Genomic DNA, 24,009 nt, shown 5'->3' with positions numbered 1-24,009 from the left:
GTAAAAAATAAAGACAGTTCCTATTGTAGCACATCTGTGGACATTTGTCTTGTTGTTCGGGAGAATTTTCTGCGCGCGTGCGGAGGTGGGGCGTCTCCGCCTCTGATGTCCGCGCTCGGCGGGCGGGGCACCCCTGCCGTCACGTCGGTTCCTCGTCCACGATCCCGACGAGCCGCAGCAGGTACACGGCATTCGTCGTCTCGCAGCGCCCTGCGCGCAGGCGGTAGTCGAACGCGATCTTCCCATCCTCGTAATGCTCCTCGAAATGGGCGTTCTCTATGGCAGCGCCGGGCACGGTGAGGTCGCAGAGCTCGAAGTCATGCGTCGAGACGAGCGTGATCGAGCGGTCGTTCGTGAGGTGGCGGAGCGCGGCGCGCGCGCCCGTGATGCGGTCGGCGCTGTTCGTCCCCTTGAAGATCTCATCGATGAGCAGGAGCAGCGGGCGCCCCGTCTTTTCCGCCTCGACCATCTCCTTGATGCGCAGCAGCTCCGCGTAGAACGTCGACACCCCGGCGGCGAGACTGTCATCCACGCGGATCGACGTATAGAGCGCGAGCGGCGAGAGGGAGAAGGAAGCCGCGCAGACCGGCGCGCCCGTCCAGGCAAGCAGCACATTCATGCCGATCGTCCGCAGCCACGTCGTCTTGCCGCTCATGTTCGAGCCCGTGATGATCGTCGTCCCCGCAGTGAGCGCGGCATCGTTCGGCACGGCTGCCTCCTCAGGCAGCAGCGGATTCTGGAGCGCCGTCGCGGTGAGGCGCGGCGCGCCCTCGAGGAACGTGGGGAACACCGTCTGCTCGCGCGCTGCCGCGAGCGTTGAGAGCGAGAGCAACACCTCCCACTCGTGCCAGACCGCGAGCTCCGCTGCGAGCCGCGCGCCCTCCCGGCGGCACCAGCGGCGAAAGAGCAGTCCCGCCGTGAAATCGAAAAGGAATATCCCGTTCGCGAGAACGTAAAAGAAGAAATTCCGCCGCCAGCTCACCGCTGCTGCGAGACGCGCGAGATGGCGAAGACTTTCGCTGGCCGTTCGGCAGGACGCGTCGGCCTGCCGCGCCTGTGCCGCGTCGGATGCGTTTCCTTGAACAGGCGCCTCCTCACGCCTGTCCTCCGGTGCGGCTGCGCCTTCGCGCAGCACGCGCTGGAGTGCCACGAGATGCGGACTCACGAAGGACGCGCGCTCCAGCGTGCGGAAGATCTCCCGGTACGCGCCGAGCGCCTGTGCGAGCGGCATGAGCAGGGCGAGCGCCTCCTCGCTCGCCCGCTCCGTTCCCCAGGTCAGCAGGAACGAGCCGCCGATGAGTGCGCCGGGAACGAGCCAGGGGACCGCGCCGCATCCCGCAGCGGCCAGCGCGAGGACATTGAGCGCCGGCAGCAGGAGCGAGGCGGCGAGACGCGGGCGTGAGAGGCGCTCCGGCTCCCGCGCGAGCGCTGCGAGCAGCGGCGAGAGATCCTGCCCCTCCGGCAGCAGCGCGCCGTATGACTCCAGTGACAACGCGAGCTGGGGATGCCGCAGCAGCTCCTCGATTGCCGCATGCCGCGCGGAGACGCGCGCGCGCGCCGCTCCGGCAGGCGCCTCCGTGCGGAACGCCGCCGCGAGCCGGTCGCGTCCCGCCCGCGTGCGCGCCCGGCAGAGATACTGATAGAGCGACGACGGCCCGAACACCTGCAGATCGACAAGCTGCGCGCCCGCCCCCGCGCGCCGCTCGGCCCCGTCCTCCGGGAGCGTCCGCCAGCGCCCGTCCAAGCGCGTCAGCACGCCGTCGAGCACCGCGAGTCGCGCCTCGAGCAAGAGAAGCTGCCGCACCGCGCGGCGGTACCGCATGACGAGACGCGCGAACACGAAAAGCAGCGCCGCGCCGAGCGCCCCCGCCGCCGCGTTCCCGTCATAGCCGCCCGCGAGCGCCAGCACCGCGAGAACAAACGTCGCGCCGCGCGCGATGACGAGCCAGTGCGCGCGCCGCAAGCAAGCCGTCTTTTCCGCGAGCGCCGACTCGCGGGCCGTCAGATAAAATTTCTTTAGCATAGAGACTCCTTTCTGCGAGAACCTTTTCCTCTATTATCGTATAGCCTCTCTCCGATGGCAATCCCCGGATCGCTCCATACCTGCCACTCCCGCTGCCGGACACCCTGCGCGCAGCATTGCACTGCAAAAGAAAAGATGATATAATCATCCATAAAGTCAATTTGAGTTTAATATAAAGGAGGTTCCCATGAATCACGACGAAGCCAAGATCCTGCCAGACGCACACCTCACTGCCGCGCGGCACACCTGCTGCGAGTCCGCCGCCCTCTGGGCATCGGACGCGGCGCCCGTATCGCTGCCCGCTGTCCCGGGCTGCATGGCCGCGCCCGATGCGCAGCCCTGCGCCCGCGCCGCCGCGGCGCCAGTGGCTGCCATCCCGTCTGTTGCGCCGCCGAGCACTCCCGCCGCACAGCCGTCCTGCGCCTACGCCGTTCCCACATCTGCCGCGCCCTGCGCCCGCGCCGCCGCCGTACCGTCCTGCGCCCCGGTGCGCAGCGCGCGCGCCGGCACCCTCGCGCCCGACGAACACATCGCCGCCATCCTGCCCATCTACGACGAGCACGGCCGCGGCGTTGCCGTCTATACGAGCGACGGCGGCTGCTGCGTCTACGGCCTGCGCCTGCGCACCATCCTCGCGCACCTCGCCGAGCGCAACTGCCGCACCCTGCCCCTGATCCGCCGCCGCATGCGCCTGCTCCTCGGCGGCCGCCAGGAACACCCGCTCCCCATCAGCCCGCAGCTCGTCCTCGTCCCCTGCAAAGTTCTCACCCCGCGTGTCCGGGGCGACGAAACCATCGGCTACTTCAGCCTCGCCCAGGTCGTCCGCCTGATCGCGCCGCCAGCTGCGCATGGCAACCCACCCGCACGGCGGCACGCGAAACAAGCGCGGGGCAAAGGCCGTCCCGTCCGCCACGGCGCGCCCTCCGCGCCAACTCGCGCCGCCCGCCATGCCGCGCCTTCCACACCGTCCCGTCTCGCCCTGCATGCCGCGCCCTCCGCGCCGCCCCGCCCCGCGGATGCCTACCCCGCCTACGAACTCGCCGACGGCCGCCGCATCCCCCTCCTCGCCACCCTCGCCACCGCCCGCATCCGCCTCGCCCTCGCCGCCTACGCGAAAGAACATATGTTCCCGCAGACGCGTGCGCGCGAGCGGTGAAGCCCTGACCTCCCCATATTGACACGATTACAGAGCTATCCAAAGCGCCGCGCACATCCGCGCTCCCGGGATAGCTCTTTTTGCATGTAAAAATTGCCACACAGATGAGTAATCATATTCGCACTTCAAATATAGGTGCAAATATGATATTATTATTTCAATAATAATATCATGAACCGGAATGGGGCGATGCTTGATGGCTTGTCAAAAGCCTCCTGCAAGACAAACTTTGACTGCCATACATAACAGCGAACATGCACGCAATATAAAAATTGTCGTCGCCACGCATAAACCCTATTGGATGCCGCGTGATGACATCTATATCCCGCTGGAAGTCGGAGCATCCATGAGACGTGATTATACTGACTATCTGCGTGATAATATCGGTGCGAATATCAGCTGCAAAAATGATACCTACTGCGAACTCACCGGCCTCTATTGGGCTTGGAAGAATCTGCATGCAGACTACAAGGGCATCGTCCACTATCGTCGTCATTTCGTGTCTGGATTTCCCAGGCGGGTCGCCAGTAAACGGTCAGCCATCCTGCGGCAGGAAGACTATGAGAAGATTTTCGCGCGCAGCGATATCCTCCTGCCGAGAAAACGTCATTACTATATCGAGACGAATGCATCTCACTATATCCATGCGCACCACAAAAAAGATCTCGCCACACTGGAGAACGTGATCCGTGAGCACGCACCGGACTATCTGCCTTGTTTTCAGCGTCAGATGCACCGCACATATGCACACATGTTCAATATGATGGTCATGCGCGCCGACCTGTTTGACCAGTATGCGGAATGGCTCTTTGCCATCCTCGGAGAAGTCGAGCGCTGCACGGATCTCACGGGTTACACCACCTACGAACGACGTGTCTACGGATTCCTCAGCGAGCTCTTGCCGGATGTCTGGATCGAGCGTCATGGCTACCCCTATCAGGAAGCGGAGGTCGCATTCATGGAGCATCAGAACTGGTTGAAAAAAGGCGCGAAATTCCTCATGAGAAAAGTCAAAGGAGAAATGAAATGAAAGCAGTCATCCTGGCAGGCGGTCTCGGCACGCGTATCAGTGAAGAATCTCAGTATAAGCCCAAACCCATGATCGAGATCGGCGGCAGGCCCATCCTCTGGCACATCATGAAAGAATACTCTCACTATGGCGTGCGGGATTTCGTCATATGTGCCGGCTACAAACAGCAGATGATCAAGGAATGGTTCAACAACTATTTCCTCTATACGAGTGATGTGACATTCGACTATTGCAACGGGAAGCAAGTCGTCCTGCACGAACAGCATTCCGAGCCATGGCGCGTGACCGTCGTCGATACCGGCCTCAGCACCATGACCGGCGGACGCATCCGCCGCATACAAAAATACATCGGCAACGAGACCTTCCTCATGACCTACGGAGACGGTGTCTGTGACGTCGACATCCGGAAACTCATCGCATTCCACCGCAGCCACGGAAAGATCGCGACACTCACCGCCGTCCACCTCGACCAGTCCAAAGGCGTCCTCGACATCGGCATCGAGGGTGCTGTCCGCGCGTTCCGCGAGAAATCCGCACAGGACAGCGCGCCCATCAATGCGGGCTATATGGTTCTCGAGCCGGAAGTCTTCCGCTACCTTGACGGGGACGATTGCATCTTCGAGCAGGCACCGCTCAAACAGCTCGCAGAAGACGGGCAGCTCATGAGCTACCAGCACAAAGGCTTCTGGCAATGTATGGATACGATGAGAGAGAAAAAGAAGCTCGAGGAAATGTGGAAAATGGGCAACGCTCCTTGGAAAGTGTGGGATGAATGAGAGAAGAAAGGAACTTTTGGCGCGGGAAACGCGTCTTCGTCACAGGACATACAGGATTCAAGGGCACATGGCTTGCGAAAATGCTCACTCTGCTCGGAGCGGAGGTAACAGGATATGCGCTGCGCCCGCTGACAGAGGAAGGACAACGTGTCTATGAGCAACTGGAGCTCGGCACTCTCTCTGATATCGATGGGGACATTCGCGACTTCGAGAAACTCTCGCAGGCAGTCCGGGCAGCACGCCCCGAGATTGTCCTGCACCTTGCGGCACAGCCGCTCGTCCTGGAAAGCTACCGCAGCCCGCGCATGACCTACGAGACCAATGTCATGGGAACCGTGAATATCCTCGAGAGCATCCGGCGAAGCGGAGGCGTGCGCTCGTTCCTCAACGTGACAACTGACAAAGTCTACCATAATCGGGAATGGTGCTGGGGCTATCGTGAAAACGAACCCCTTGACGGATTCGATCCCTACTCGAACAGCAAAAGCTGCTCGGAGCTCGTGACTCACAGCTATCAGAGTAGCTTTTTCTCGGATGGAGAGACCGCCATCTCCACCGCGCGCGCCGGCAACGTCATCGGCGGGGGAGACTTCTCCGCCAACCGCATCCTCCCGGACTGCATCCGCGCGGCCAGCCGCGGGGAACGCATCGAAGTACGAAACCCAAACTCCACCCGACCCTACCAGCATGTACTGGAGCCATTGGCCGCCTACCTCATGATCGCGCGGCGTCAGTATGAGGATCACAGCTATGCAGGCTGGTACAACGTCGGCCCTGACGACTGCGACTGCGTGACGACAGGAGATCTGGCGACGCTCTTCTGCAAGGCATGGGGGGATGGCGCGTCATGGGAGACAAAGCACTTGGACGCCCCGCACGAAGCCAATTTCCTCAAGCTCGACAGTACAAAACTCAAGACGACCTTTGGGTGGCAGCCCAGATGGCACATCGGGACAGCCATCGAGAAAACAGTCGAATGGGCAAAGGCATGGCAGCAGGGTATCCCTGCAGGAAAGATTATGGAGCGGCAGATCAAAGAGTTTTTAGAGAGGGAGACAACCGATGACGAAACAGGAAATGCATGATCAGATTCTCGCGCTGGTACGGGAATACTGTGAGCAATATCATCAGGAAAAACCTTGGCACAAGGGAGACCGCATCCCTTACGCGTCCCGCGTCTATGACCACGAAGAAATGGAAAATCTCGTTGACAGCGCGCTGGAATTCTGGCTGACATCGGGGCGCTACGTCAACGCGTTTGAAACACAACTGGCGAATTACCTGGGAGTACGGTTCGCGAGTGTCGTCAACTCCGGTTCGTCTGCGAACCTCCTCGCATTTATGACACTCACCTCGCCGCTCCTCGGCGAACGGCGCATCCGGCGCGGCGATGAGATCATCACCGTAGCGGCAGGCTTTCCAACGACAGTTTCTCCTATCGTGAACTACGGTGCTGTGCCGGTATTCGTCGATGTCACGATTCCGCAGTACAACATTGATGTCACACAGCTCGAGGCAGCATACTCGCCGCGGACGAAGGCCGTCATGCTCGCGCATACGCTCGGCAATCCGTTCGATCTCAAGGCAGTCAAAGCATTCTGCAACAAGCATAACCTCTGGCTCATTGAGGACAACTGCGATGCGCTCGGCTCAACCTATACAATTGACGGCAAGGAGTATTTCACAGGAACCATCGGCGACCTCGGCACGTCGAGCTTCTACCCGCCGCATCACATGACGATGGGGCAGGGCGGTGCGGTCTATACAGACAACCCTCTTCTGAACAAAATCCTTCGCTCCTTCCGGGATTGGGGACGCGATTGTGTCTGTGCCTCTGGTGAGGATAACCACTGCGGGCATCGTTTTGACGGACAGTATGGAGAACTTCCGAAAGGCTACGACCATAAATACGTCTACTCACATTTCGGGCTCAATCTCAACATCACGGACATGCAGGCTGCCGTCGGCTGCGCGCAGCTGAAGAAATTCCCGGGATTCGTCAAAAGGCGTCGCGAGAACTTCGACCGGCTGAAAAATGCACTCTCTGACATACAGGATAAACTCATCCTGCCGGAGACGGAAAAGAACAGTAAACCGAGCTGGTTCGGGTTCCTCATGACTTGCCAGGAAGGAATTGACCGCAAAAAAATCGTTCCCTATATCGAGAGCAAAGGCGTTCAGACACGCATGCTCTTTGCGGGGAATCTCATCAAGCATCCATGCTTTGACGAAATGCGCAAGAGCGGTACCGGCTACCGTGTTGTGGGGAGTCTCGCCAATACCGACCGCATCATGAAAGATACTTTCTGGGTGGGGGTCTATCCGGGGATGACAGAAGAAAAGCTGGACTATATGGTGCAGGTAATTCATGAATCTGTGAGGCAGTGAGTTTTCGGAGATGCGATTAAATGAAAAAGCTTTTACTTACCGGCCGGACGGGGTTTATCGGACGGAATATACTAGCTACATTAAAAGAATCTTTTGATGTTATTGCTCCCGTAAGACAAGACGTAGATTTGCTGGATGATAGCGCGGTAGTCCATTATTTGAACCGGGAGCAGTTTGATTTAGTTCTGCATTGTGCCAATCCAAATCCAGTAAAAAATCCAACTAGTGATGGGAAAATCGATATGCTGGAAGGTAGTTTGCGTCTTTTTATGAATTTTTATCAACATCAAGATTTGTTTGGTAAAATGATTTTCCTTGGATCGGGTGCCGAGTTTGATAAATCGCTGGATATGGTTCAGATAAAAGAGGATGATCTTGGACGATCCATTCCGCATGATGGATATGGATTTGCTAAATTCATTATGACATCGTTGGCACGGCAAAGTAGCAATATTTATAATGCTCGTATATTTGCCTGCTTTGGGCCATATGACCACGCATCAAAGTTTATCACTCATGTAATTCGCTGCTGTTTGCTCCAACAGCTGATAACGATTCGGCAGGACTGCTACTTTGATTATATTTATGTATCTGATCTAGGGAAAATATTGGTGCGCCTATTGCAGATGAATCTTAAATATCATGATTATAATGTATGCTCTGGTCAACGGAATGCCCTGCGAACGATTGCGGAAATCGTATGTGATCAGATGGGGTATGATAAAGGTAAAATTGTAATAAATCACGCCGGATGGAATAAGGAATATACCGGTAGCAATGAAAGGTTCATGCAGGAAAATCCTGATTTTACTTATTTGCCCTTAGAGGAAGGAATCAGTCGTCAGATTGCCTGGGAAAGGGGTCATCAATCGTTGTGGAAATGATAGTAGCGTGGGGTGTTGGATATGAATGATATTTGCATTTCGCCTTCTGTATCGGTGCGCGATGCGATTGATGCAGTCGATCGGGGTGGGCAGAAGACGGTTTTTGTTGTCGATAAGGAACGCCATCTGCTGGGACTATTTACAGATGGAGATATGCGGCGGTTCATTCTACATAATGGAGATATGCAGCAGCCCGTTGCTGTGGCGATGAATCCTCACCCAGTTGTTTTTCATACGAGAGAGGCTGCGTTAGAGGCTCGCGACCGAGAACGGATGGTTGTCTATCCGATTGTAAATGATGAGCATATCCTGTTAGATGCAGTATTCTGGGCAAAAAATAAAGGAAAGAATGTTATCAGTACTGCTTTAGTTGATGTACCGCTTGTCATGATGGCCGGTGGAAAGGGAACGCGCCTTTATCCCTATACGAAAGTTTTGCCAAAGCCGCTGATCCCGATTGGCGATATCACAATCAGTGAAAGAATCATTAATAATTTTGTTCGATATGGATGTCGGGATGTCTGGATGGTTCTGAATTACAAGGGTAACATGATCAAATCTTATTATGATGATCTCCACCCGGCCTATTCGATTCACTATGTAAAAGAAAAAGAATTTCTAGGAACCGGCGGCGGACTTAGTTTGCTGAAAGGGAAGGTTGCTTCTACAGTATTTGTGTCTAACTGCGATATTTTGGTCGATGCGGATCTAGAATGTATTTATAAGGTTCATAAGAAAAATCACAATAAAATCACGCTAGTATCCGTCATGAAGAACATGCAGATTCCCTATGGAGTAATCAATCTCGATGCTCAGGGGAATATCGAAAGTATGACGGAAAAACCGAAATTCTCCTTCTTGACAAATACAGGAGTATACGTGTTAGAGCCAGAGGTAATTGAAAGCATTCCCGATAACCATTTTATTCATCTTCCTGATATTGTACAGCGATATTTAGATGCGGGAGAACGTGTAGGAATTTTCCCTGTTTCAGAAAATATGTGGCTGGATATGGGACAGCTCAGTGAAATGGAAGACATGATAAAGAAACTCGGTTTATGAGGAAATAGGGGAAAGAAATGAAACAGAGAGTAGCGGATTATATTGCGGATTTTTTAGTCTCTAAGGGGATCGTTACCGTTTTTTCTGTCGTCGGTGGTGGTGCGATGCATCTCAATGACGCTTTTGGAAAGCATGAGAAACTGCAAGTTATTCATAATCATCATGAGCAGGCTAGTGCGATGGCGGCGGAAGGCTATGCCCGTGTGAATGAGCAGCCGGCTGCTGTCTGTGTGACGACGGGGCCGGGAGGGACGAATGCATTAACGGGGGTTTTGTGCGCCTGGCAGGATAACGTGCCGATGATGGTGATATCTGGGCAGGTACGGTATATGACGACCGTCGAATATTCTGGCCTTGATTTGCGCCAGATGGGTGAGCAAGAATATTATATCGTTCGTTCCGTAGCGCCCATGACGAAATATGCCTATACGGTTAGGAAGCCAACGGAAATCCGTTATGTCCTGGAAAAAGCTTACTATTCTATGATGCATGGGCGTCGTGGTCCGGTCTGGGTTGATGTTCCGCTTGATATCCAGGGGGCACCTGTCGAGACAGATCGCCTGGTGGGGTTTACGAAGCTGATTAGTCATGAGGACTATCAGCCTAAAGCGGAAGCTATTCTGAAAAAACTGCGCGAAGCAAAGGCACCGCTCATCCTTGCTGGTGCTTCAGTGCGGCGGTCGGGGGCATATGACGTGTTCCGTAAATTGATAGATAAGCTTCGTATTCCAATTGTGTCACCAACGTGCGTAGCTGATCTTTTGCCGCTTTCCTATCCGTATTATTTTCAAAACTTTGGTATTGTTGGGGGGAGAGCGGGGAATTTTCTCGTGCAAAATGCCGATGTGATTCTGTCTATCGGTTGTCGCCTGTCCTTTAATCAAATAGGCTTCAACTATCAGGCATTTGCACCGAAAGCCTACAAAATCGTGGTGGATGTTGATAGGGATGAACTTAGGAAGTCGACGCTCCGTATTGATATGCCGGTTCAGGCTGATCTCAAGTTGTTGCTGCAATCAATGAACCAATGTGTTGAAGCAGTTTGGCTGGAAAAAGCAGATTGGCTGGCTTATGCTCGTGATATGCATAAGCGCTTCTCGCTTATGTCAGCAGTCCATGACAAAGAGATGGGGGTGAATCCATATCGCGTAATTGATGTCTTAGTTAAAATGCTGGATTCTAAAGGAATCATCGTCACAGGCAACAGCTCTGGCAGTGCTTTTGCTCTGCATCATGGCATTGCTAAAGATGGGCAGCGGCTTTGGGGTAATCGTAACTGTGGGACAATGGGATACGATCTGCCGGCGGCTATGGGGGCGGCGGTTGCCAGGCAGGGAGATGTAGTCTGTTTGACGGGTGATGGCAGCATACAAATGAATCTGCAAGAGCTGCAGACCATCGTTTTGAATAAGATTCCGGTAAAAATCATGATTTATAACAATAATGGTTACATGGGCATTGTACGAACCCAAAAGAATTACTTTGATGGACATCTTACTGGATGTACTCCGGAGTCTGGCCTTGACTGTCCGGATTGGCAGAAAATCGCCTATGCCTATGGAATTCCTTATTGGCATGTACAAAACCGTATTGAATTGGAACAAGAAATTCCGGATTTTTTGCGGCAGCCGGGATTTGCCATGTGTGAGCTAGTAGAGGATTCCAGTCAGGGCCCGGCTTGGAAGACGACGAGTAAGAAATTGCCGGATGGCAATATGGTTTCCGCGCCGCTTGATGAGCTAGCTCCGAAACTTCCAGCGGAAGAATTTGGAAAGTATCATGACTGGGAAAAATGGAAGGGACAGGCATAATGGAGGAATATGGATTGAAAATACGTCGGAGATTCAGGCGGATGGAAAGACCGTATGTCGGCGTATCTATTGGCTGTGAAGTGATTGAGCTGGCGATGTGAATAAGGTATCGCTTTAAGATATATGGCATGGCGAGAAACTGCGCACCTGTAATATTTGTAGCTTGCGAGGGGCAGGATGGCTCTGTCGGTCAGGATTATTTGCGTCCGCTGCTTGAGAGGGCTCTACGCAAAGAATAATCTGGATGAAGTGAATCCTGAGATATTGCGTAGAGGCTAGAAACGTAATATAGCCATGTGATGAGAGACTCTGATTAAATCTATAGGAGAGTAGCATATCGATGAGAAAAATCTGTATTATTACAGGAACTCGTGCCGAATATGGACGGCTGCAGGGGCTCATGCAACAAGTTCAGGATGATGATGATTTAGAGCTTCAAATTATAGCTACGGCAATGCATTTGTCTCCCGAATTTGGTTTTACTTATCGGGAAATTGAAAGAGATGGATTCCATATCAATGAGAAGGTAGAGATGTTGCTTTCCAGTGATACGCCAGTTGGTGTCACAAAATCTATGGGGCTGGGGATTATCGGCTTTGCTGATGCACTGGAAAGGTTAAAGCCGGATATGGTCGTCATTTTGGGAGATCGCTATGAAGCATTGGGGGCGGCTGAGGCTGCGTTGCTTGCTAATATTCCGATAATCCATATTCATGGTGGAGAACTAACGGAGGGCGCTGTTGATAATGCGATACGTCATGCGATTACAAAGCTGGCTCAGGTTCATTTTGTGAGTGAGAGCGAATATTATCATCGTGTATTACAAATGGGAGAGGATCCCCGATTCGTTTTTGAGACAGGAGCATTAGGGAATGATAATATCGTCAATGCCAAATTGCTGACAAAAGAAGAACTGGCTGAATCGTTACATATTCAGTTAGAAAAACCTTTTTTTCTTGTGACATATCATCCTGTTACGATTGAGTCTTGTGCTACGAGAAATCCTTTGTTGGAGCTATTTGCTGCTTTAGATGCGTTTTCACAATATCAAGTTATATTTACAAAGTCTAATAGTGATGCTGGAGGGCGCCTGATTAATCAGCAGATAGACCGTTATGCGCAGGAAAATCCGGGGCGGGTATGGGCCTTTCAGTCCTTGGGGCAGATTCGGTATCTGAGCGCGATGAAACATTGTATGGCTGTGGTAGGAAATTCCTCTAGCGGTGTTTTAGAGGCGCCTCTTTTTCATGTTCCAACGGTGAATATTGGTGCCAGGCAGGGGGGGCGCAAAAGATATATATCAATCATAGATTGTCAGGAAAAAAAGTTAGAAATTGTATCAGCAATTAAAAAAGCACTATCTGATCAATTTCGTCAAGATATTGCCGAGATCTATCTTCCGCATACAGATGGAAAGGTAGCAGAAACAATGAAAGACATCATGAAAAATATCGACTTAACGAATATTTGCGCTAAAAGATTTATCGATTGGGAAAGGAAATGAGTTTGATGCATACCTATATCATCGCTGAGGCAGGTGTCAATCATAATGGCTCGCTCAAGAGGGCTTTGGAAATGGTCGATATGGCTGCTGAAGCTGGTGCGGATGCAATTAAGTTTCAGCTTTTCAAGACTGAGCAGCTTATGACGCATGATGCACCGAAAGCAGCGTATCAAAAAGTGACCACAGGGGTCACAGGCAATCAATTTGATATGACGAAAAAGCTGGAACTGGGGATTGAGGATCATGTAGCATTGGTGAAGCATTGTCAGCAGCTGCATATTGACTATCTTGCCACGCCTTTTGATGAGGATAGCCTGCATCAGTTGATTGATGTATGCCATGTAAATTGTATAAAGATTCCTTCTGGTGAAATCACGAATGCGCCGTTTCTTTTTGCTGCTGGACGCACGGGGTGTAAAATCATTCTTTCTACTGGTATGGCGACGCTGGGAGAAGTGGAAAATGCGTTGGCCGTTTTGGCGTACGGCTATCGATATGAGCGGGAACCAAATGATCTGTCCGATTGTATTTCTTTTTATGCTCAGGATGAAGCACAGAAAATTTTGCAGGACAAAGTAACTCTGTTCCATTGTACGACAGAGTATCCGGCACCGTATGAGTCAGTACATCTGGCTTGTATGCAGACGATGCGGACAGCCTTTGGGCTCCCTGTAGGGTATTCTGATCACACGCGGGGAATATATATATCGTTGGCTGCGGTTGCCCTGGGAGCCTGCATAATTGAAAAGCATTTTACTTTGAACAGGAATCTACCAGGCCCGGATCAAAAAGCCTCTATCGAACCAGATGAGTTGCGACAGATGGTGGAAGGTATTCGTGCGATTGAACTGGCAGTAGGTGATAGCATCAAGAAGCCAGCAGCCGTTGAGTTAAAAAATATGGCGATTGCTCGGAAAAGCTTGGTTGCAGCCAAGACAATCCACAAGGGAGATTTGTTTACACCAGAAAATTTGATGGCGAAACGTCCTGGTGATGGCGTGTCGCCAATGAAATACTGGGAAATTTTAGGGAGGAACGCAGCGTATGATTTCCTTCCTGATGAAAAGGTGAAAATATAATGGAAAAACCACTTATTATTGCTGGTGCTGGACGGCACGCGCTTGCGTTGGTTGATATGCTGCAGGAAATGGGGAAAACGATACTGGGATTTTCCGATCCTGATGAAACGAAATGGGGAACCGATATCCTGAATGTTCCTGTATTAGGGAGTGATGAGGATATCATTCATCGTTTCCCGCCTAGCGAAATTGATATTGTGAATGGCGTTGGATCAATCAGGTCGCTATCCTTGAGAAAGAAAATTTACTGCATGTATAAGCAATATGGTTACAGTTTTGTAAGTGTGATCCATCCATCAGCAATCATATCGTCGCATGCACACTTAGGAGAAGGGGTGCAGATTTTTGCTGGCGCAATTGTTTATGCGATGGTAAGCATAGGAGATGACTCTATCATCAATACCAAAGCGAATGTGAGTTGTGAATCAGTAATCGGGAATCATGTTCACGTTGCGCCGGGAGTTGTAATCAGTGGCGGCGTTACGGTAGATGATGAGGCGCATGTAGGAACAGGATCAGTCATTATTCAGGGGGCACACATTGGGAGAAGCGCTTTGATAGGAGCGGGGGCAGTCGTCCTGCATGAAGTGAAAAGTGGAAAAATTTATGTCGGAGTGCCAGCAAGGGAGATAGATTATCATGATGCGGACTGAGGGGTGGAAAGAAATAGAGGATCGGCAGCTATCTGAATATGGATATCAGATAAAGGCACAGGTTTTACAAGGATTTACCCATCGTCAGGCAGGTTTTAGCGTGGTACTTCTAGGTGATAGTTTGACGGACTACGGTGAGTGGAGCGAATTTGAATGGGCTGATAATATTCAGATTTATAATCGGGGGATTGCGGGTGATACTTGCCGCGGGATGCGGAATAGACTGGACTCGATAGAAAAACTCTCACCTGATTGCTTGTTTTTGATGGCAGGAATTAATAATTTAAGTGTTGCTCAACCACTTCATGTGGCTGAAAGGGAATATAAATTACTCGTTGAAACCATTGTACAAAAATTGCCGAGTTGCCAAAAGTATATTTTTTCAATACTCCCGATCAACAATCAGATATATAAAAATCGGCATATTCCCGATAATACAATGGTTATAAAGTTTAATGAATTTATTCGTAAATTTGCCAATGAAAAACATATTCCGTATTTGGATCTTTATACAAAAATGATAAATTCTTCTGGTTTGCTAGAGGAAGAATTTACGGTTGATGGATGTCACTTAAGTGCCAAGGGATATGAAGTGTGGTATAGCGTTGTTCGTCAAGTATTATTAACTCAGGGCATAACCAATAAAGGATAGCCGAAACGAATTAGAAGGAGAATATCGTATGTTTTTTCGATGTGCTAGATACATTGCGAAAAAAAGGTACTATTTTATTGGTGCTAGCGTTGTTCTATTTCTTTTTTTACGATTATATTGCCTTGATCAGGATTTGCCGCCTTTTGGTGTGGGGGAATATCAGCCGATCGATGAGGGCTGCTATGCTCAGTTGGCGTTAAATTATATAAATTATGGTGATATCAATCCTAATCATGTTTTACCAGACGAATTACAGGTTTTCATTGGTGAACAGATGATTATGAATGTGGTAGGGAATATGGGGGTTCTGATAGGGTTATTGACATTAGGAGATAACTATTATGGGCTTCGTGTTCCTTATGTGTTTTTTTCTTCATGTTCCTTTGCTTTAATAGCAGTCAACCTATATCAGCTGCGGAGATTGTATGGGCGGCGAACTTTTTTAGAAATGGCCTTGCTAGGAGGTATCTTGCTTTATCTGGCAATCGATTTTACGATGACTCTGTCAGGGCGGGTCGTAGAGCCTTCTGGAGTTCGCTTATTATGTGTGCAGGCATTGATCTTTTTGATGCTTTCTATCCAGAATATCAAGTTACGGTATTTTTTCCTTGGGCTTCTGTCTGTCCTTTCAGTTTTTCTAGTATATATCACGAATTTCTTTGTTTGTTTGGCTTTGTTATTTTTACTGCTTTTGGAGATTCACTGGTATAGTTGGAAATCATCGCGTGTAAATGTTTTTTCAGCTTTATTGGGAGGAGTACTGGCTTTCGGGATTGGCGAGTGGTATTATCACTCGTTTTGGGACGTTGGTGCTATTGCCAATGCATTAAGCAGCGTCGTTGGATTTACTCAGGGGGCGAGTGGGTCAAGCAACTATTCTTTAGGTGGCTGGTTTATAATTTTTAAGCATGCTGTTAGTTTTTGCGGAGCTCATTCTAATATTTACAGTATATCGGTTTTTGCAATTTTTCTGTTTTACGTATTGGATGTGATTTGGCGAAGCTGGAAGACAAAAGATGAAAAGATGATTTATATTCTTTTGTTATTCGGAATGTTTTTTTTGCAAACCCTGGCTTCTGATGACTATATCGTACGCAAGTATGTTCTGATTTATCCTATCATTTGGCTGGTGCTATATTATCGTTTTTTGATCCGTGGGAAATTACGGCAGTATACAACTTTCTTTTCGTGGAAAGAACGAAACCGGCGGCGTATTTTTGCTCTAATTTTAGCAATTTGTCTTGGCGCGGTCGCTTTTCGTCTGTTTGTGGTGCGCGATTCAACACGAGCTGATATAGATTGCTTTACAAGAGATTTATTGCTGATTCCTGCTTTCGTTCTGATTGGATATTTTATTTATCTTTTGGATGCTCCACGTATTAGGACGAATCGTCGCCATATCGTGATGATTTCTTCTATGCTTGTTTTATCTATTTTTGTGAATTTGACATTGCTGGGACGTTATGTTATTTGGAATCCAACATTTTCTGATCGTGATATTATGATTGACTTGCAGCAGTATGATCATCAGTACATTTTAGGTGAATATGAGCACGTGTATTCGCTTTATAATCATATTTTACCGATTCAAAATACCAATGATTATTATGCAACACTGATCAATCAAAACCATGAGTTTTTGTTTTGCGCCTATGGAGAAGATTATGATGGCGGATTACGTTATTATTTTGATAATATTATGTTTGCTGATAGCGAATATACAGTTGTGCCTGTTCATATATATGAGCGTGAATATCAATGCTTTGGTCACAAGAAACCGTTAGCTATTTATCGCTTCATTCCCAAAAATGAAGTAAAAAAATATTATCATGAGTTGTCGATATATTATCAGAATGTGCGCGATAACTTGCAAAAGCAATATATTGCTGAATATCAGCGGTTGTACTTGATAGATAAAAACAAAGCAAAAAAATGGTTGCAAATAGATTACTTAAAGGATGCGGATTTACATGAATGGGAGAAAGAAGCAATTCGTAGAGGCTCCTATAGATATTATGAATTAAAGGACGAAGATCCTCTGGGTGTATTTTATCGAGATATGCAGAATGAACAACTAAAAAAAATAGATCAAAAAAGGCAGAACATAAGAGAAACGAGTTTATTTTAGAAGGGGGAGGGAATTGGCATATGAAAAAAATAGGTATTGAAATTCCTTGTTTTAATGAGGAAGGTAATGTAGAAGTTGTTTATCAACAAGTTAGCAAGCAGATGAAAATGTTGCCGATATATGATTATGAGATCCTATTTATAGATAATCATTCTGACGATAAAACACCGCAAATCTTACGTGATATTGCTGAGAAAGATAAACATGTAAAAGTGATTTTCAACTTACGTAATTATGGCGCTGAACGTTCGGATGTTCATGGTTTCTTTCATACAGATGGTGATGCTGTAATTTGTATGGCTTGTGATTTGCAGACTCCAGCCAGTTTGCTCCCTGCTTTTTTGCGCGAGTGGGAGAAAGGAGCAAAGGTCGTCTGGGCGCAGAAAATCAATAGTGAAGAATCGTGGTTCATGTGGAAAATAAGGTCGCTTTATTATTACATCATTCGAAAAATGTCTAGCGTAAAGCAGTATGATCAGATTACTGGATTCGGACTCTATGATCGGGAGGTCATTGAGTATATTCGTCGGGCACATGACCCAAATCCGTTATTTCGCAATATTGTTCCTGAACTTGGTTTTGAGCCAGCATTGATTCCTTTCGAGCAACCAGCGCGTCATAGCGGAAGGTCAAGCTATAATTTTTTCAGCTATTACAATTTGGCAATGGCGTCTTTGATTAATACATCGCGCGTCCCCCTGCACCTTGCTACATTGGTAGGTTTTCTGATTGGAGGAGTGAGCTTCCTGATCGGCGCGATTTATCTCGTTTTAAAACTTGCCTTTTGGCAGTATTTCCCTATGGGAACTGCGCCTATTTTGATCGGGATGTTTTTCTTAGGAGGAGTGCAGCTTTGCTTTATTGGTTTTGTAGGAGCGTATGTAGGAGAGATATTGGCACGACTTACGCACTATCCGAGAGTTATAGAAAGAGAGCGGTTGAACTTTGACAATGACGCAGAACAAGGCTCCGTTGGCTGAAAGGATTCAAGCTCGATTTCCCTGGACGGTATCATTCTTTTTTCGGTTTCCCTGGCTGACGCAGTTTTTTAATTTTTCTATCGTAGGAGCTATCAATTTCGTTTTGTCATATGCGCTTTATGGTGGCGGCGTTTATATCGGTCTGCATCACCAAATAGCGAATCAGATTGCTTTCTGGGTGACAATCTTAAATGGATATCTTTTGAATAAGTTCTGGGTTTTCGGTAGTGGACACAGCGGCCGTACGCAGGCAGAAGCAATCAGGTATCTGACAGTATATGGAACGAACTATGTGTTGGGAATCTTCCTGCTTTATCTCTACGTCGATGTATGGGGGCTCAGCAAGTATCTAGCTCCGATTATCGCTATGCCGATTACGATTCCATTGAATTATATTTTGAATCGTAAGTGGATTTTTGCTGAAAGAAGGAAACAAGGATGAAGCAACGTAATGGAGTGATTGATTTTATGCGGTTTATTTTTGCCCTATTAGTAATCCTCCATCATGCGATTCTATTTCATAAACCGATTATTGCTGGCTACATAGGTGTAGAGTTTTTCTTTATGGTCACGGGATGGCTGATGGCTGAAAAGCAGATGTCTTCCTGGGGGGGGCAACTGCTTTCTCTTAGGGCATTTTTCCATAAGGCTGCGGGGTTCTATCCAGAATATCTGATTGCGACATTGGTTAGTTATATTTTATATACTAGTTTTATGGGTGAGCAATCTCTTTTTTCCTTATTCAGCGATTTATTTTTACTGCAGATGTTTGGGTTTCCTGCAGTATCTTTCACTGGAACGATGTGGTATCTTTCAGCAATGATGATAGCTTTCCCAATCATGAGTGTTGCTTTGGAATACATTGATCGGAGATTTCCAGCCATAGGCATTATTGTTGTATTGACTATATATGGCGGATATTCATTCCGTTATCATATGGTTGGGACGGTTCTTGATCCATTGGCAGGTGGTTTTCTACAGGCAGGTGTTTTACGAGCAATTGCTGGAATGTGGCTTGGCGTTCTGTTGCATCATGGCAGTCTCTATTTACGGCAGCAGCATCTGACAAAGTGGGGAACAGTGATTCTGACGATATTAGAGATTTTTGGCTACGTAGGTACGATATATCTGGCGATTCATTTTCGAGCGACTGCTTCGGTGTGGGATTTTGTGATGACAGTGTTGATTGCTTTAGCAGTATGCATTTCTTTTAGTAAAAAAAGCTATCTTTTTTCGCTTTTCCAACATTATTGGGTGAATGTATTGGGAGTATTCAGTTTAAATCTGTTTTTGAATCATTTTTATTTTGGTGTATTAGTCAAAATTTGGTTTCCGACACTACATCCGGATAAGCAACTGATAATTTATATTCTCTGTGCGTTTCTTTGTTCCTTTGTGAATTTGTATTTAGCAAAATGCTTGCGTACTATTTTACAACGTGCCGGGAGGATTTGTTTTTCTCTGGAACAGACGTGACAATGGGAACTTGGGACATCTACTGTGTTTAGAAGGCGGTGATGTATCTTGCATTGCTGCTGGCGTTGTTGGTGGTCGTTTTTGTATTATCAATGCGCTTGCACGATGGGCGCTTTGCCAGTTTTTGCTAAGGAGTAATGTCGCTATGTCGTTTCGTAGTTCCCGGTTATATATGGCGGCGGTTTGTTATCTGTCACTGCCGGTTTTCGTGTTCTTTTTTTGCTGGTTGCGGCTTGGTGCGGGGGTGCTGGCAGGACTGTCGTTTTTGGCGGGCTTGTTTTTTCTGATGCGCGCGATATGGCGGTATTTCGCGGAGGCAGTGTTTGCCTTCAGGCGGGAGCATGTGGCGGCTTTTATCGTCGTTTTTATTTGGCTGCTGAGTACAGCGCACGGTGATTTCATCGGGACGGTTGGTGTGGATATTCCCTACCGCGATGCGATGTATCATGATTTGATCGCGTATCCGTGGCCGCTCATTTATGAGTATGAGGGCACAGGCTATGCATTTGTGTATTATCATGCGTTCTGGCTGGTGCCGGCGGGGGTTTCGTATCTTTTGGGGCTTGGCTGGACGGGCAGTCATGTGGTGCTGTTCGCTTGGACGTATCTGGGGCTCTGTCTGGCGGTGCTGATGCTTTGCGAGCTTTTGCAGGCGCGGCGGAGGGGGCATGTGCTGTTCGTGTGCCTGTTGTTTCTTTTTTGGAGTGCGCCGTGTCTGCTGGGGATGATCGTGAAGAGCGTGTTCGCGCAGACGGCGCTCTATATCCCGGATACGCCGGGGGTGTATGCCTGGCAGTTCGCGGGCGGGATGGATCATGGATATCGCCTGGATTATTTTTCGCGGACTACGCGTGATGGTATCGAGAATACATATAACCAATATGTGGCGATGTTCTTGGTGTCCGCGATGTTTTTGCGGTTTCGTTTCCAGTGGCATTTGATGGCGGCGGTTTCTCTGCTACTGCTGCCGTTCTCACCGTTCGGATTTGTCGGCTTGGCTCTCTTGGCTGCTGGCTGGCTCGTCGCTGGCGGGGCGGCTGGTGTGCGGGGGCTTTTCCGCAGGGAGGTCGTTTTTTTGGCGCTGGCGCTGTGTCCGATTTACGGCTGTTATTATTTCAGCAACAGTATGGTGGATGACGGAGCGGCGGGCAGTCTTTTCTATGTGCCGCTGGCAGCCTATGGCGTCGTGCGCGTCGGTACGTTGCTGCTCTATTTGGCGTTGTATTTTGCTTTGTATCTGTATCTGGTGCGTTGGGATCTTCTGGGAGGTGCGCGTTTCCGCTATTGGTGGATTCTTGGTGTGGCTGCTGTTTTGCCGATTTTCCGCGTCGGGAAGATGGGGGATTTGCTCTGGGGAGGCTCCGGGCCGGTCTTTTTCGTGGTGATGGTGCTGGTCATGCGGCAGGTGCTCGCGGCGTGGGAGCGGAGGCGGTTCTGGGGCAGGGATTTGCTGCTGGCTGTCGTGCTCGGGGTGGCGGTGCTGACGCCGTGTATGCAGATGGTGTCGACGTTTCGTGGCTGCGTGCTATCGAGGCAGGTCATGGTGTATCCGGATCCGGAGCAGGTGCAGGGTTCCTTTGTGGGGCATGCGCCGGAGGAGATCGGGAATTTCCTCGCCCGTGGGTATGAGGATGCGTTGTTTTACCGTTATTTGGCGAAAGCGGGGGTATGATGGAAGAGCTGTATTCATTTGTCGATACGGAGGATGCGGAGCGGCGCGCGCTCTATGTGCGCGGTGATGGGCGGAACGCGGGGGATGGATGTTTTGGCTTGCGGGCCGGCGAGGTCGCGGATTTTTTTACGTATTTCAATTCCTTCAGTCTGATGAAATGGCGCAGGTATACGTCACTGCGTGCGCTCTTCCTGCGTGTGTGTCTTGAGGGTGAGGCTGTTGTCGAGGTGGTTGGGAGAACGGCCTCTTCTGAGGCCGTGCTGGCGCGGGAGGTTGTGACCGACGGTGTGCAGCAGATCGCCATTCCCGAGAATGAGGCTGTGCTGGTCGGGGTGCGGATAGAGGCACGGAGAGACTGTTTGCTCCGCAGGCTTGCGTGGTGCGGGCGCTTTGATGCCTATCGTCAGAAACGGATCGGCGCGGTGATTTGTACGTTTCGGCGCGAGGCGTATGTGAAGAGGACGATGGAGGTGCTGCGCGCTTTCCAGGAGACGCATGACTGGCTGGATGTCCTGGTGGTGGATAACGGGCGGACGCTTCCTCTCGTGGAGTCGCGGCGGTTCCGCGTGATCGGAAATCCAAACTATGGGGGCAGCGGCGGTTTCACGCGGGGGATGATGGAGTATGTGCAGCGCGGCGGTGTGGATGCTGTCTTGCTGATGGATGATGATATTTCGCTGGAGACGGGAGTTCTTGAGCGCATGCAGAGCTTGCTCAGCGGTGTGTGTCCGGAGTATGCGGAGAGTTTTTTGGGCGGCGCGATGCTGGATATGCAGCACCCGGCGGTACAGGTGGAAAATACAGGGTTCTGGAATGGGATCCGGTTTCATTCGTTGGGCAGGGGGCGTAATCTTTCTTTGAAGGAGGAGCTCCTGCGCAATGAGCTCGAAGACCAGAGGGAGAATCAGTATGCGGCATGGTGGTTTTGCGTGATGCCGCTTTCGCGGATCGAGACATTGGGCTATCCTCTTCCTGTATTCCTCAAGGGTGATGATATGGAGTACGGCATGAGGAATCAGCGCCCTTTGATGTGCATGAATGGGATCGGTGTGTGGCATGAGGCGTTTGAGAAGAAGGTAAGTGACGTTGTGAATTATTTTTCTGACCGCAATATGCTGATATTGAATCTGTTTGCGGGAGGATGCGCGCGCTGGAAAACGATGGTTATGATCTTTGGGCGCTTGACGAAGCGGTTGATCAGGCGTGGTGCAGGCTGGGGAGTGGTGCGCATGTTTTCGCTGGCACTACAGGATTTTCGCAGGGGGCCGGAGGCTTTGACGCGGCTGCCTGCGGATGAGAAGTTCGCCTTGGTGAAGTCGTATGGGGAAGGCAGCGGGACATGGCGGTTTTTCGGCAGGATTTTCTGTGATATTTGGCATATTTTCCGGGAGTATGCGCAGCTGACGCGCACGTATCGGGCGTTTCGTCAGGCGCGGCTGGGGGATGGCCGCTTTTGGACGGCGTATTTGCGGCTGAGGATGGAAGAGAAGGGATCGGTATGAAGCTCCTCCATTCGGCATTGAAGAAAAATTTATTGGCGATGTTTACTTTGAAAGGCGCTGAGTATCTGGCGTCTTTTATTACGTTGCCGTATTTGCTGCGCGTCCTCGGCCCTGAGCTCTATGGTACGCTGACGTTCTATCAGGTGGTGATGGGCTATGTGGTTCTTTTCGCAGACTATGGATTCCCATTGACGGCGCCGAGGGATTTGGCACAGTCGTCAGAGGCGGAGATTCCGCGGGTGTTTTCTGCTGTGCTGGGGACGCGTCTGGCCCTGATGGCGGTGGGGGTGGCCTTTGTCTGCGGCATGGTGCTGCTCCTGCCGGATGGGAGCGGGGCGGAGCTGCTTTTGTGGATGCTGCCCGCGCTCATTGGCGGTGCGATGTTTCCTTCTTGGTATTTCCAGGGGATCCAGAAGATGAAGTATATTACGATACTGAGTGTGTCTGCCCGCTGCATGGGGGCGGCAGGGGTGTTCCTGTGGGTACGAGGGGCGCAGGAGGTTCATTGGGCGGCGTTCTTTTTGGCTGTGCCGCAGCTGATTGCGGGGATCCTGGCGCTCGGCTTGCTGTTGGTGCGCGCGCGGCGGCTTTTTTGCAGGCCGTCCTGGGAGATGATGCGGCGGGAGTTGGTGGGCGGATGGAGCGTGTTTCTGTCAACGCTTTTTATGCAGGCGTATACGAACGGGAATCTGCTGATCCTGCGGTTTTTGACGGATGATTATGTGGTCGGGTGTTACGCGGCGGCGCATAAATTTATCGAGGCGGTGAAGGGGCTGCTGCTCCCCATTTCCAATGCTGTGTATCCGCATGTCTCGCAGTTGGCGATGCAGTCTCGCAGGCAGGCTGTTTCCTTTCTGCGGCGTATGCTGATGATGGTTGGCGGCGGTATGGGCGCTGTGTCGGTAGCGGTCTGCGCGGGGGCGGAGGAGATCGTGTTCCTCTTGATGGGGAGGGTCTATCCGGAGTCTGTGACGATTTTGCGGATTTTGAGTCTCGTCCCTTTCCTGGTCGGTATGAGCAATGTACTCGGGATACAGACGATGCTGGCGTTCCGGATGCAGCAGTTGTTTCAGCGGATTGTCATGTGTTCGGCGGTCTTGAATGTGTGTGTCGTCTGGTGGATGATCCTCCTATGGCAGGGGGCGGGACTGGCGGTGATGGTGGTGGTGGTGGAAGGATTCGTGACGCTTGCGATGGGCGTGCTCCTGCATCGGGCGGGGTTGGTCGTGTAGC

At 50.3% G+C, this 24,009-nt stretch carries 20 protein-coding genes; 18 read left to right on the top strand and 2 right to left on the bottom strand.

What is annotated here, in order from left to right; all coding sequences use genetic code 11:
- Positions 1-139: 139 nt before the first annotated feature.
- Together F599_RS16165 and F599_RS15990 are read right to left on the bottom strand one after the other, a co-directional pair.
- Entirely contained in the window at positions 140-1,231 is a 1,092-nt protein-coding gene (locus F599_RS16165) for a MutS family DNA mismatch repair protein (RefSeq protein WP_277613093.1), read from the bottom strand.
- A 652-nt stretch (positions 1,232-1,883) separates the two neighbouring features.
- On the bottom strand, positions 1,884-3,146 hold the full coding sequence (locus F599_RS15990) for a hypothetical protein (RefSeq protein WP_244869328.1): 1,263 nt from the start codon (positions 3,144-3,146) through the stop codon (positions 1,884-1,886).
- Between the two features lie 229 nt (positions 3,147-3,375).
- Here F599_RS15990 and F599_RS0104010 point away from each other — a divergent pair, with 229 nt between their 5' ends.
- From F599_RS0104010 to F599_RS0103925, 18 genes are all read left to right on the top strand, one after another.
- On the top strand, positions 3,376-4,209 hold the full coding sequence (locus F599_RS0104010; RefSeq protein ID WP_071592836.1) for a DUF4422 domain-containing protein: 834 nt from the start codon (positions 3,376-3,378) through the stop codon (positions 4,207-4,209).
- Positions 4,206-4,985 (top strand): glucose-1-phosphate cytidylyltransferase, encoded by a 780-nt coding sequence (gene rfbF, locus F599_RS0104005; RefSeq protein WP_019542246.1) that lies wholly within the window; start codon positions 4,206-4,208, stop codon positions 4,983-4,985. The genes F599_RS0104010 and rfbF overlap by 4 nt, the downstream gene beginning before the upstream one ends.
- Entirely contained in the window at positions 4,982-6,070 is a 1,089-nt protein-coding gene (gene rfbG, locus F599_RS0104000; protein ID WP_019542245.1) for a CDP-glucose 4,6-dehydratase, read from the top strand. The genes rfbF and rfbG overlap by 4 nt, the downstream gene beginning before the upstream one ends.
- Positions 6,048-7,373, top strand: a complete 1,326-nt coding sequence (gene rfbH, locus F599_RS0103995) for a lipopolysaccharide biosynthesis protein RfbH (RefSeq protein WP_019542244.1) — start codon at positions 6,048-6,050, stop codon at positions 7,371-7,373. Before rfbG ends, rfbH begins: the two co-directional genes overlap by 23 nt.
- A gap of 20 nt (positions 7,374-7,393) precedes the next feature.
- Positions 7,394-8,257, top strand: coding sequence for an NAD-dependent epimerase/dehydratase family protein (locus tag F599_RS13525; RefSeq protein WP_019542243.1), 864 nt, complete (start codon positions 7,394-7,396; stop codon positions 8,255-8,257).
- Positions 8,258-8,278: 21 nt separating this feature from the next.
- Positions 8,279-9,319: a sugar phosphate nucleotidyltransferase gene (locus F599_RS0103985; RefSeq protein WP_019542242.1), complete on the top strand. Its 1,041-nt coding sequence runs from the start codon at positions 8,279-8,281 to the stop codon at positions 9,317-9,319.
- A 17-nt stretch (positions 9,320-9,336) separates the two neighbouring features.
- Entirely contained in the window at positions 9,337-11,130 is a 1,794-nt protein-coding gene (locus tag F599_RS0103980; RefSeq protein ID WP_019542241.1) for a thiamine pyrophosphate-binding protein, read from the top strand.
- A gap of 340 nt (positions 11,131-11,470) precedes the next feature.
- Positions 11,471-12,634 (top strand): UDP-N-acetylglucosamine 2-epimerase, encoded by a 1,164-nt coding sequence (neuC, locus tag F599_RS0103975; RefSeq protein WP_019542240.1) that lies wholly within the window; start codon positions 11,471-11,473, stop codon positions 12,632-12,634.
- Positions 12,635-12,639: 5 nt separating this feature from the next.
- Positions 12,640-13,713, top strand: a complete 1,074-nt coding sequence (gene neuB, locus F599_RS0103970) for an N-acetylneuraminate synthase (RefSeq protein ID WP_019542239.1) — start codon at positions 12,640-12,642, stop codon at positions 13,711-13,713.
- Complete coding sequence (locus tag F599_RS0103965; protein WP_019542238.1) at positions 13,713-14,366, top strand: acetyltransferase; 654 nt, start codon at positions 13,713-13,715, stop codon at positions 14,364-14,366. Before neuB ends, F599_RS0103965 begins: the two co-directional genes overlap by 1 nt.
- The gene (locus F599_RS13520; RefSeq protein ID WP_019542237.1) at positions 14,353-15,018 is read left to right on the top strand and encodes a GDSL-type esterase/lipase family protein; all 666 of its coding nucleotides are present in this window, start codon (positions 14,353-14,355) and stop codon (positions 15,016-15,018) included. The genes F599_RS0103965 and F599_RS13520 overlap by 14 nt, the downstream gene beginning before the upstream one ends.
- A gap of 28 nt (positions 15,019-15,046) precedes the next feature.
- On the top strand, positions 15,047-17,146 hold the full coding sequence (locus F599_RS13515; RefSeq protein ID WP_019542236.1) for a hypothetical protein: 2,100 nt from the start codon (positions 15,047-15,049) through the stop codon (positions 17,144-17,146).
- A 20-nt stretch (positions 17,147-17,166) separates the two neighbouring features.
- A complete protein-coding gene (locus tag F599_RS0103950; RefSeq protein WP_019542235.1) occupies positions 17,167-18,126 on the top strand; it encodes a glycosyltransferase family 2 protein in 960 nt (319 codons plus the stop codon).
- On the top strand, positions 18,098-18,568 hold the full coding sequence (locus tag F599_RS13510; RefSeq protein WP_019542234.1) for a GtrA family protein: 471 nt from the start codon (positions 18,098-18,100) through the stop codon (positions 18,566-18,568). Before F599_RS0103950 ends, F599_RS13510 begins: the two co-directional genes overlap by 29 nt.
- Complete coding sequence (locus tag F599_RS0103940) at positions 18,565-19,602, top strand: acyltransferase family protein (protein WP_019542233.1); 1,038 nt, start codon at positions 18,565-18,567, stop codon at positions 19,600-19,602. The genes F599_RS13510 and F599_RS0103940 overlap by 4 nt, the downstream gene beginning before the upstream one ends.
- A 145-nt stretch (positions 19,603-19,747) precedes the next feature.
- Positions 19,748-21,274 carry a hypothetical protein gene (locus F599_RS0103935; protein ID WP_019542232.1) on the top strand — a complete coding sequence of 509 codons (1,527 nt, stop codon included), beginning with the start codon at positions 19,748-19,750 and terminating at the stop codon, positions 21,272-21,274.
- Entirely contained in the window at positions 21,271-22,776 is a 1,506-nt protein-coding gene (locus F599_RS0103930; protein ID WP_019542231.1) for a glycosyltransferase, read from the top strand. Before F599_RS0103935 ends, F599_RS0103930 begins: the two co-directional genes overlap by 4 nt.
- Positions 22,773-24,008, top strand: a complete 1,236-nt coding sequence (locus F599_RS0103925) for a flippase (protein WP_019542230.1) — start codon at positions 22,773-22,775, stop codon at positions 24,006-24,008. The genes F599_RS0103930 and F599_RS0103925 overlap by 4 nt, the downstream gene beginning before the upstream one ends.
- Position 24,009 lies beyond the last annotated feature (1 nt).

Origin of the sequence: Selenomonas bovis DSM 23594 (assembly GCF_000381005.1) — a bacterium.
GTDB classification, from domain to species: Bacteria; Bacillota; Negativicutes; order Selenomonadales; family Selenomonadaceae; genus Selenomonas_C; species Selenomonas_C bovis.
The sequence above is the reverse complement of the archived record's forward strand: the minus strand, read 5'-3'. Positions and strand labels throughout refer to the sequence as shown.

Coding starts and splice junctions, on each gene's coding strand:
- F599_RS0103965 (WP_019542238.1), top strand. CDS start 13,713: ATGGAAAAACCACTTATTATTGCTGGTGCTGGACGGCACGCGCTTGCG.
- F599_RS0103935 (WP_019542232.1), top strand. CDS start 19,748: ATGTCGTTTCGTAGTTCCCGGTTATATATGGCGGCGGTTTGTTATCTG.
- rfbG (WP_019542245.1), top strand. CDS start 4,982: ATGAGAGAAGAAAGGAACTTTTGGCGCGGGAAACGCGTCTTCGTCACA.
- F599_RS13515 (WP_019542236.1), top strand. CDS start 15,047: ATGTTTTTTCGATGTGCTAGATACATTGCGAAAAAAAGGTACTATTTT.
- F599_RS13525 (WP_019542243.1), top strand. CDS start 7,394: ATGAAAAAGCTTTTACTTACCGGCCGGACGGGGTTTATCGGACGGAAT.
- F599_RS0104010 (WP_071592836.1), top strand. CDS start 3,376: ATGGCTTGTCAAAAGCCTCCTGCAAGACAAACTTTGACTGCCATACAT.
- F599_RS0103930 (WP_019542231.1), top strand. CDS start 21,271: ATGATGGAAGAGCTGTATTCATTTGTCGATACGGAGGATGCGGAGCGG.
- F599_RS0103925 (WP_019542230.1), top strand. CDS start 22,773: ATGAAGCTCCTCCATTCGGCATTGAAGAAAAATTTATTGGCGATGTTT.
- F599_RS0103950 (WP_019542235.1), top strand. CDS start 17,167: ATGAAAAAAATAGGTATTGAAATTCCTTGTTTTAATGAGGAAGGTAAT.
- neuC (WP_019542240.1), top strand. CDS start 11,471: ATGAGAAAAATCTGTATTATTACAGGAACTCGTGCCGAATATGGACGG.
- rfbH (WP_019542244.1), top strand. CDS start 6,048: ATGACGAAACAGGAAATGCATGATCAGATTCTCGCGCTGGTACGGGAA.
- F599_RS16165 (WP_277613093.1), bottom strand. CDS start 1,231: ATGCCGCTCGCACAGGCGCTCGGCGCGTACCGGGAGATCTTCCGCACG.
- F599_RS13510 (WP_019542234.1), top strand. CDS start 18,098: ATGACGCAGAACAAGGCTCCGTTGGCTGAAAGGATTCAAGCTCGATTT.
- F599_RS0103985 (WP_019542242.1), top strand. CDS start 8,279: ATGAATGATATTTGCATTTCGCCTTCTGTATCGGTGCGCGATGCGATT.
- F599_RS13520 (WP_019542237.1), top strand. CDS start 14,353: ATGATGCGGACTGAGGGGTGGAAAGAAATAGAGGATCGGCAGCTATCT.
- F599_RS15990 (WP_244869328.1), bottom strand. CDS start 3,146: ATGTTCTTTCGCGTAGGCGGCGAGGGCGAGGCGGATGCGGGCGGTGGC.
- F599_RS0103980 (WP_019542241.1), top strand. CDS start 9,337: ATGAAACAGAGAGTAGCGGATTATATTGCGGATTTTTTAGTCTCTAAG.
- neuB (WP_019542239.1), top strand. CDS start 12,640: ATGCATACCTATATCATCGCTGAGGCAGGTGTCAATCATAATGGCTCG.
- rfbF (WP_019542246.1), top strand. CDS start 4,206: ATGAAAGCAGTCATCCTGGCAGGCGGTCTCGGCACGCGTATCAGTGAA.
- F599_RS0103940 (WP_019542233.1), top strand. CDS start 18,565: ATGAAGCAACGTAATGGAGTGATTGATTTTATGCGGTTTATTTTTGCC.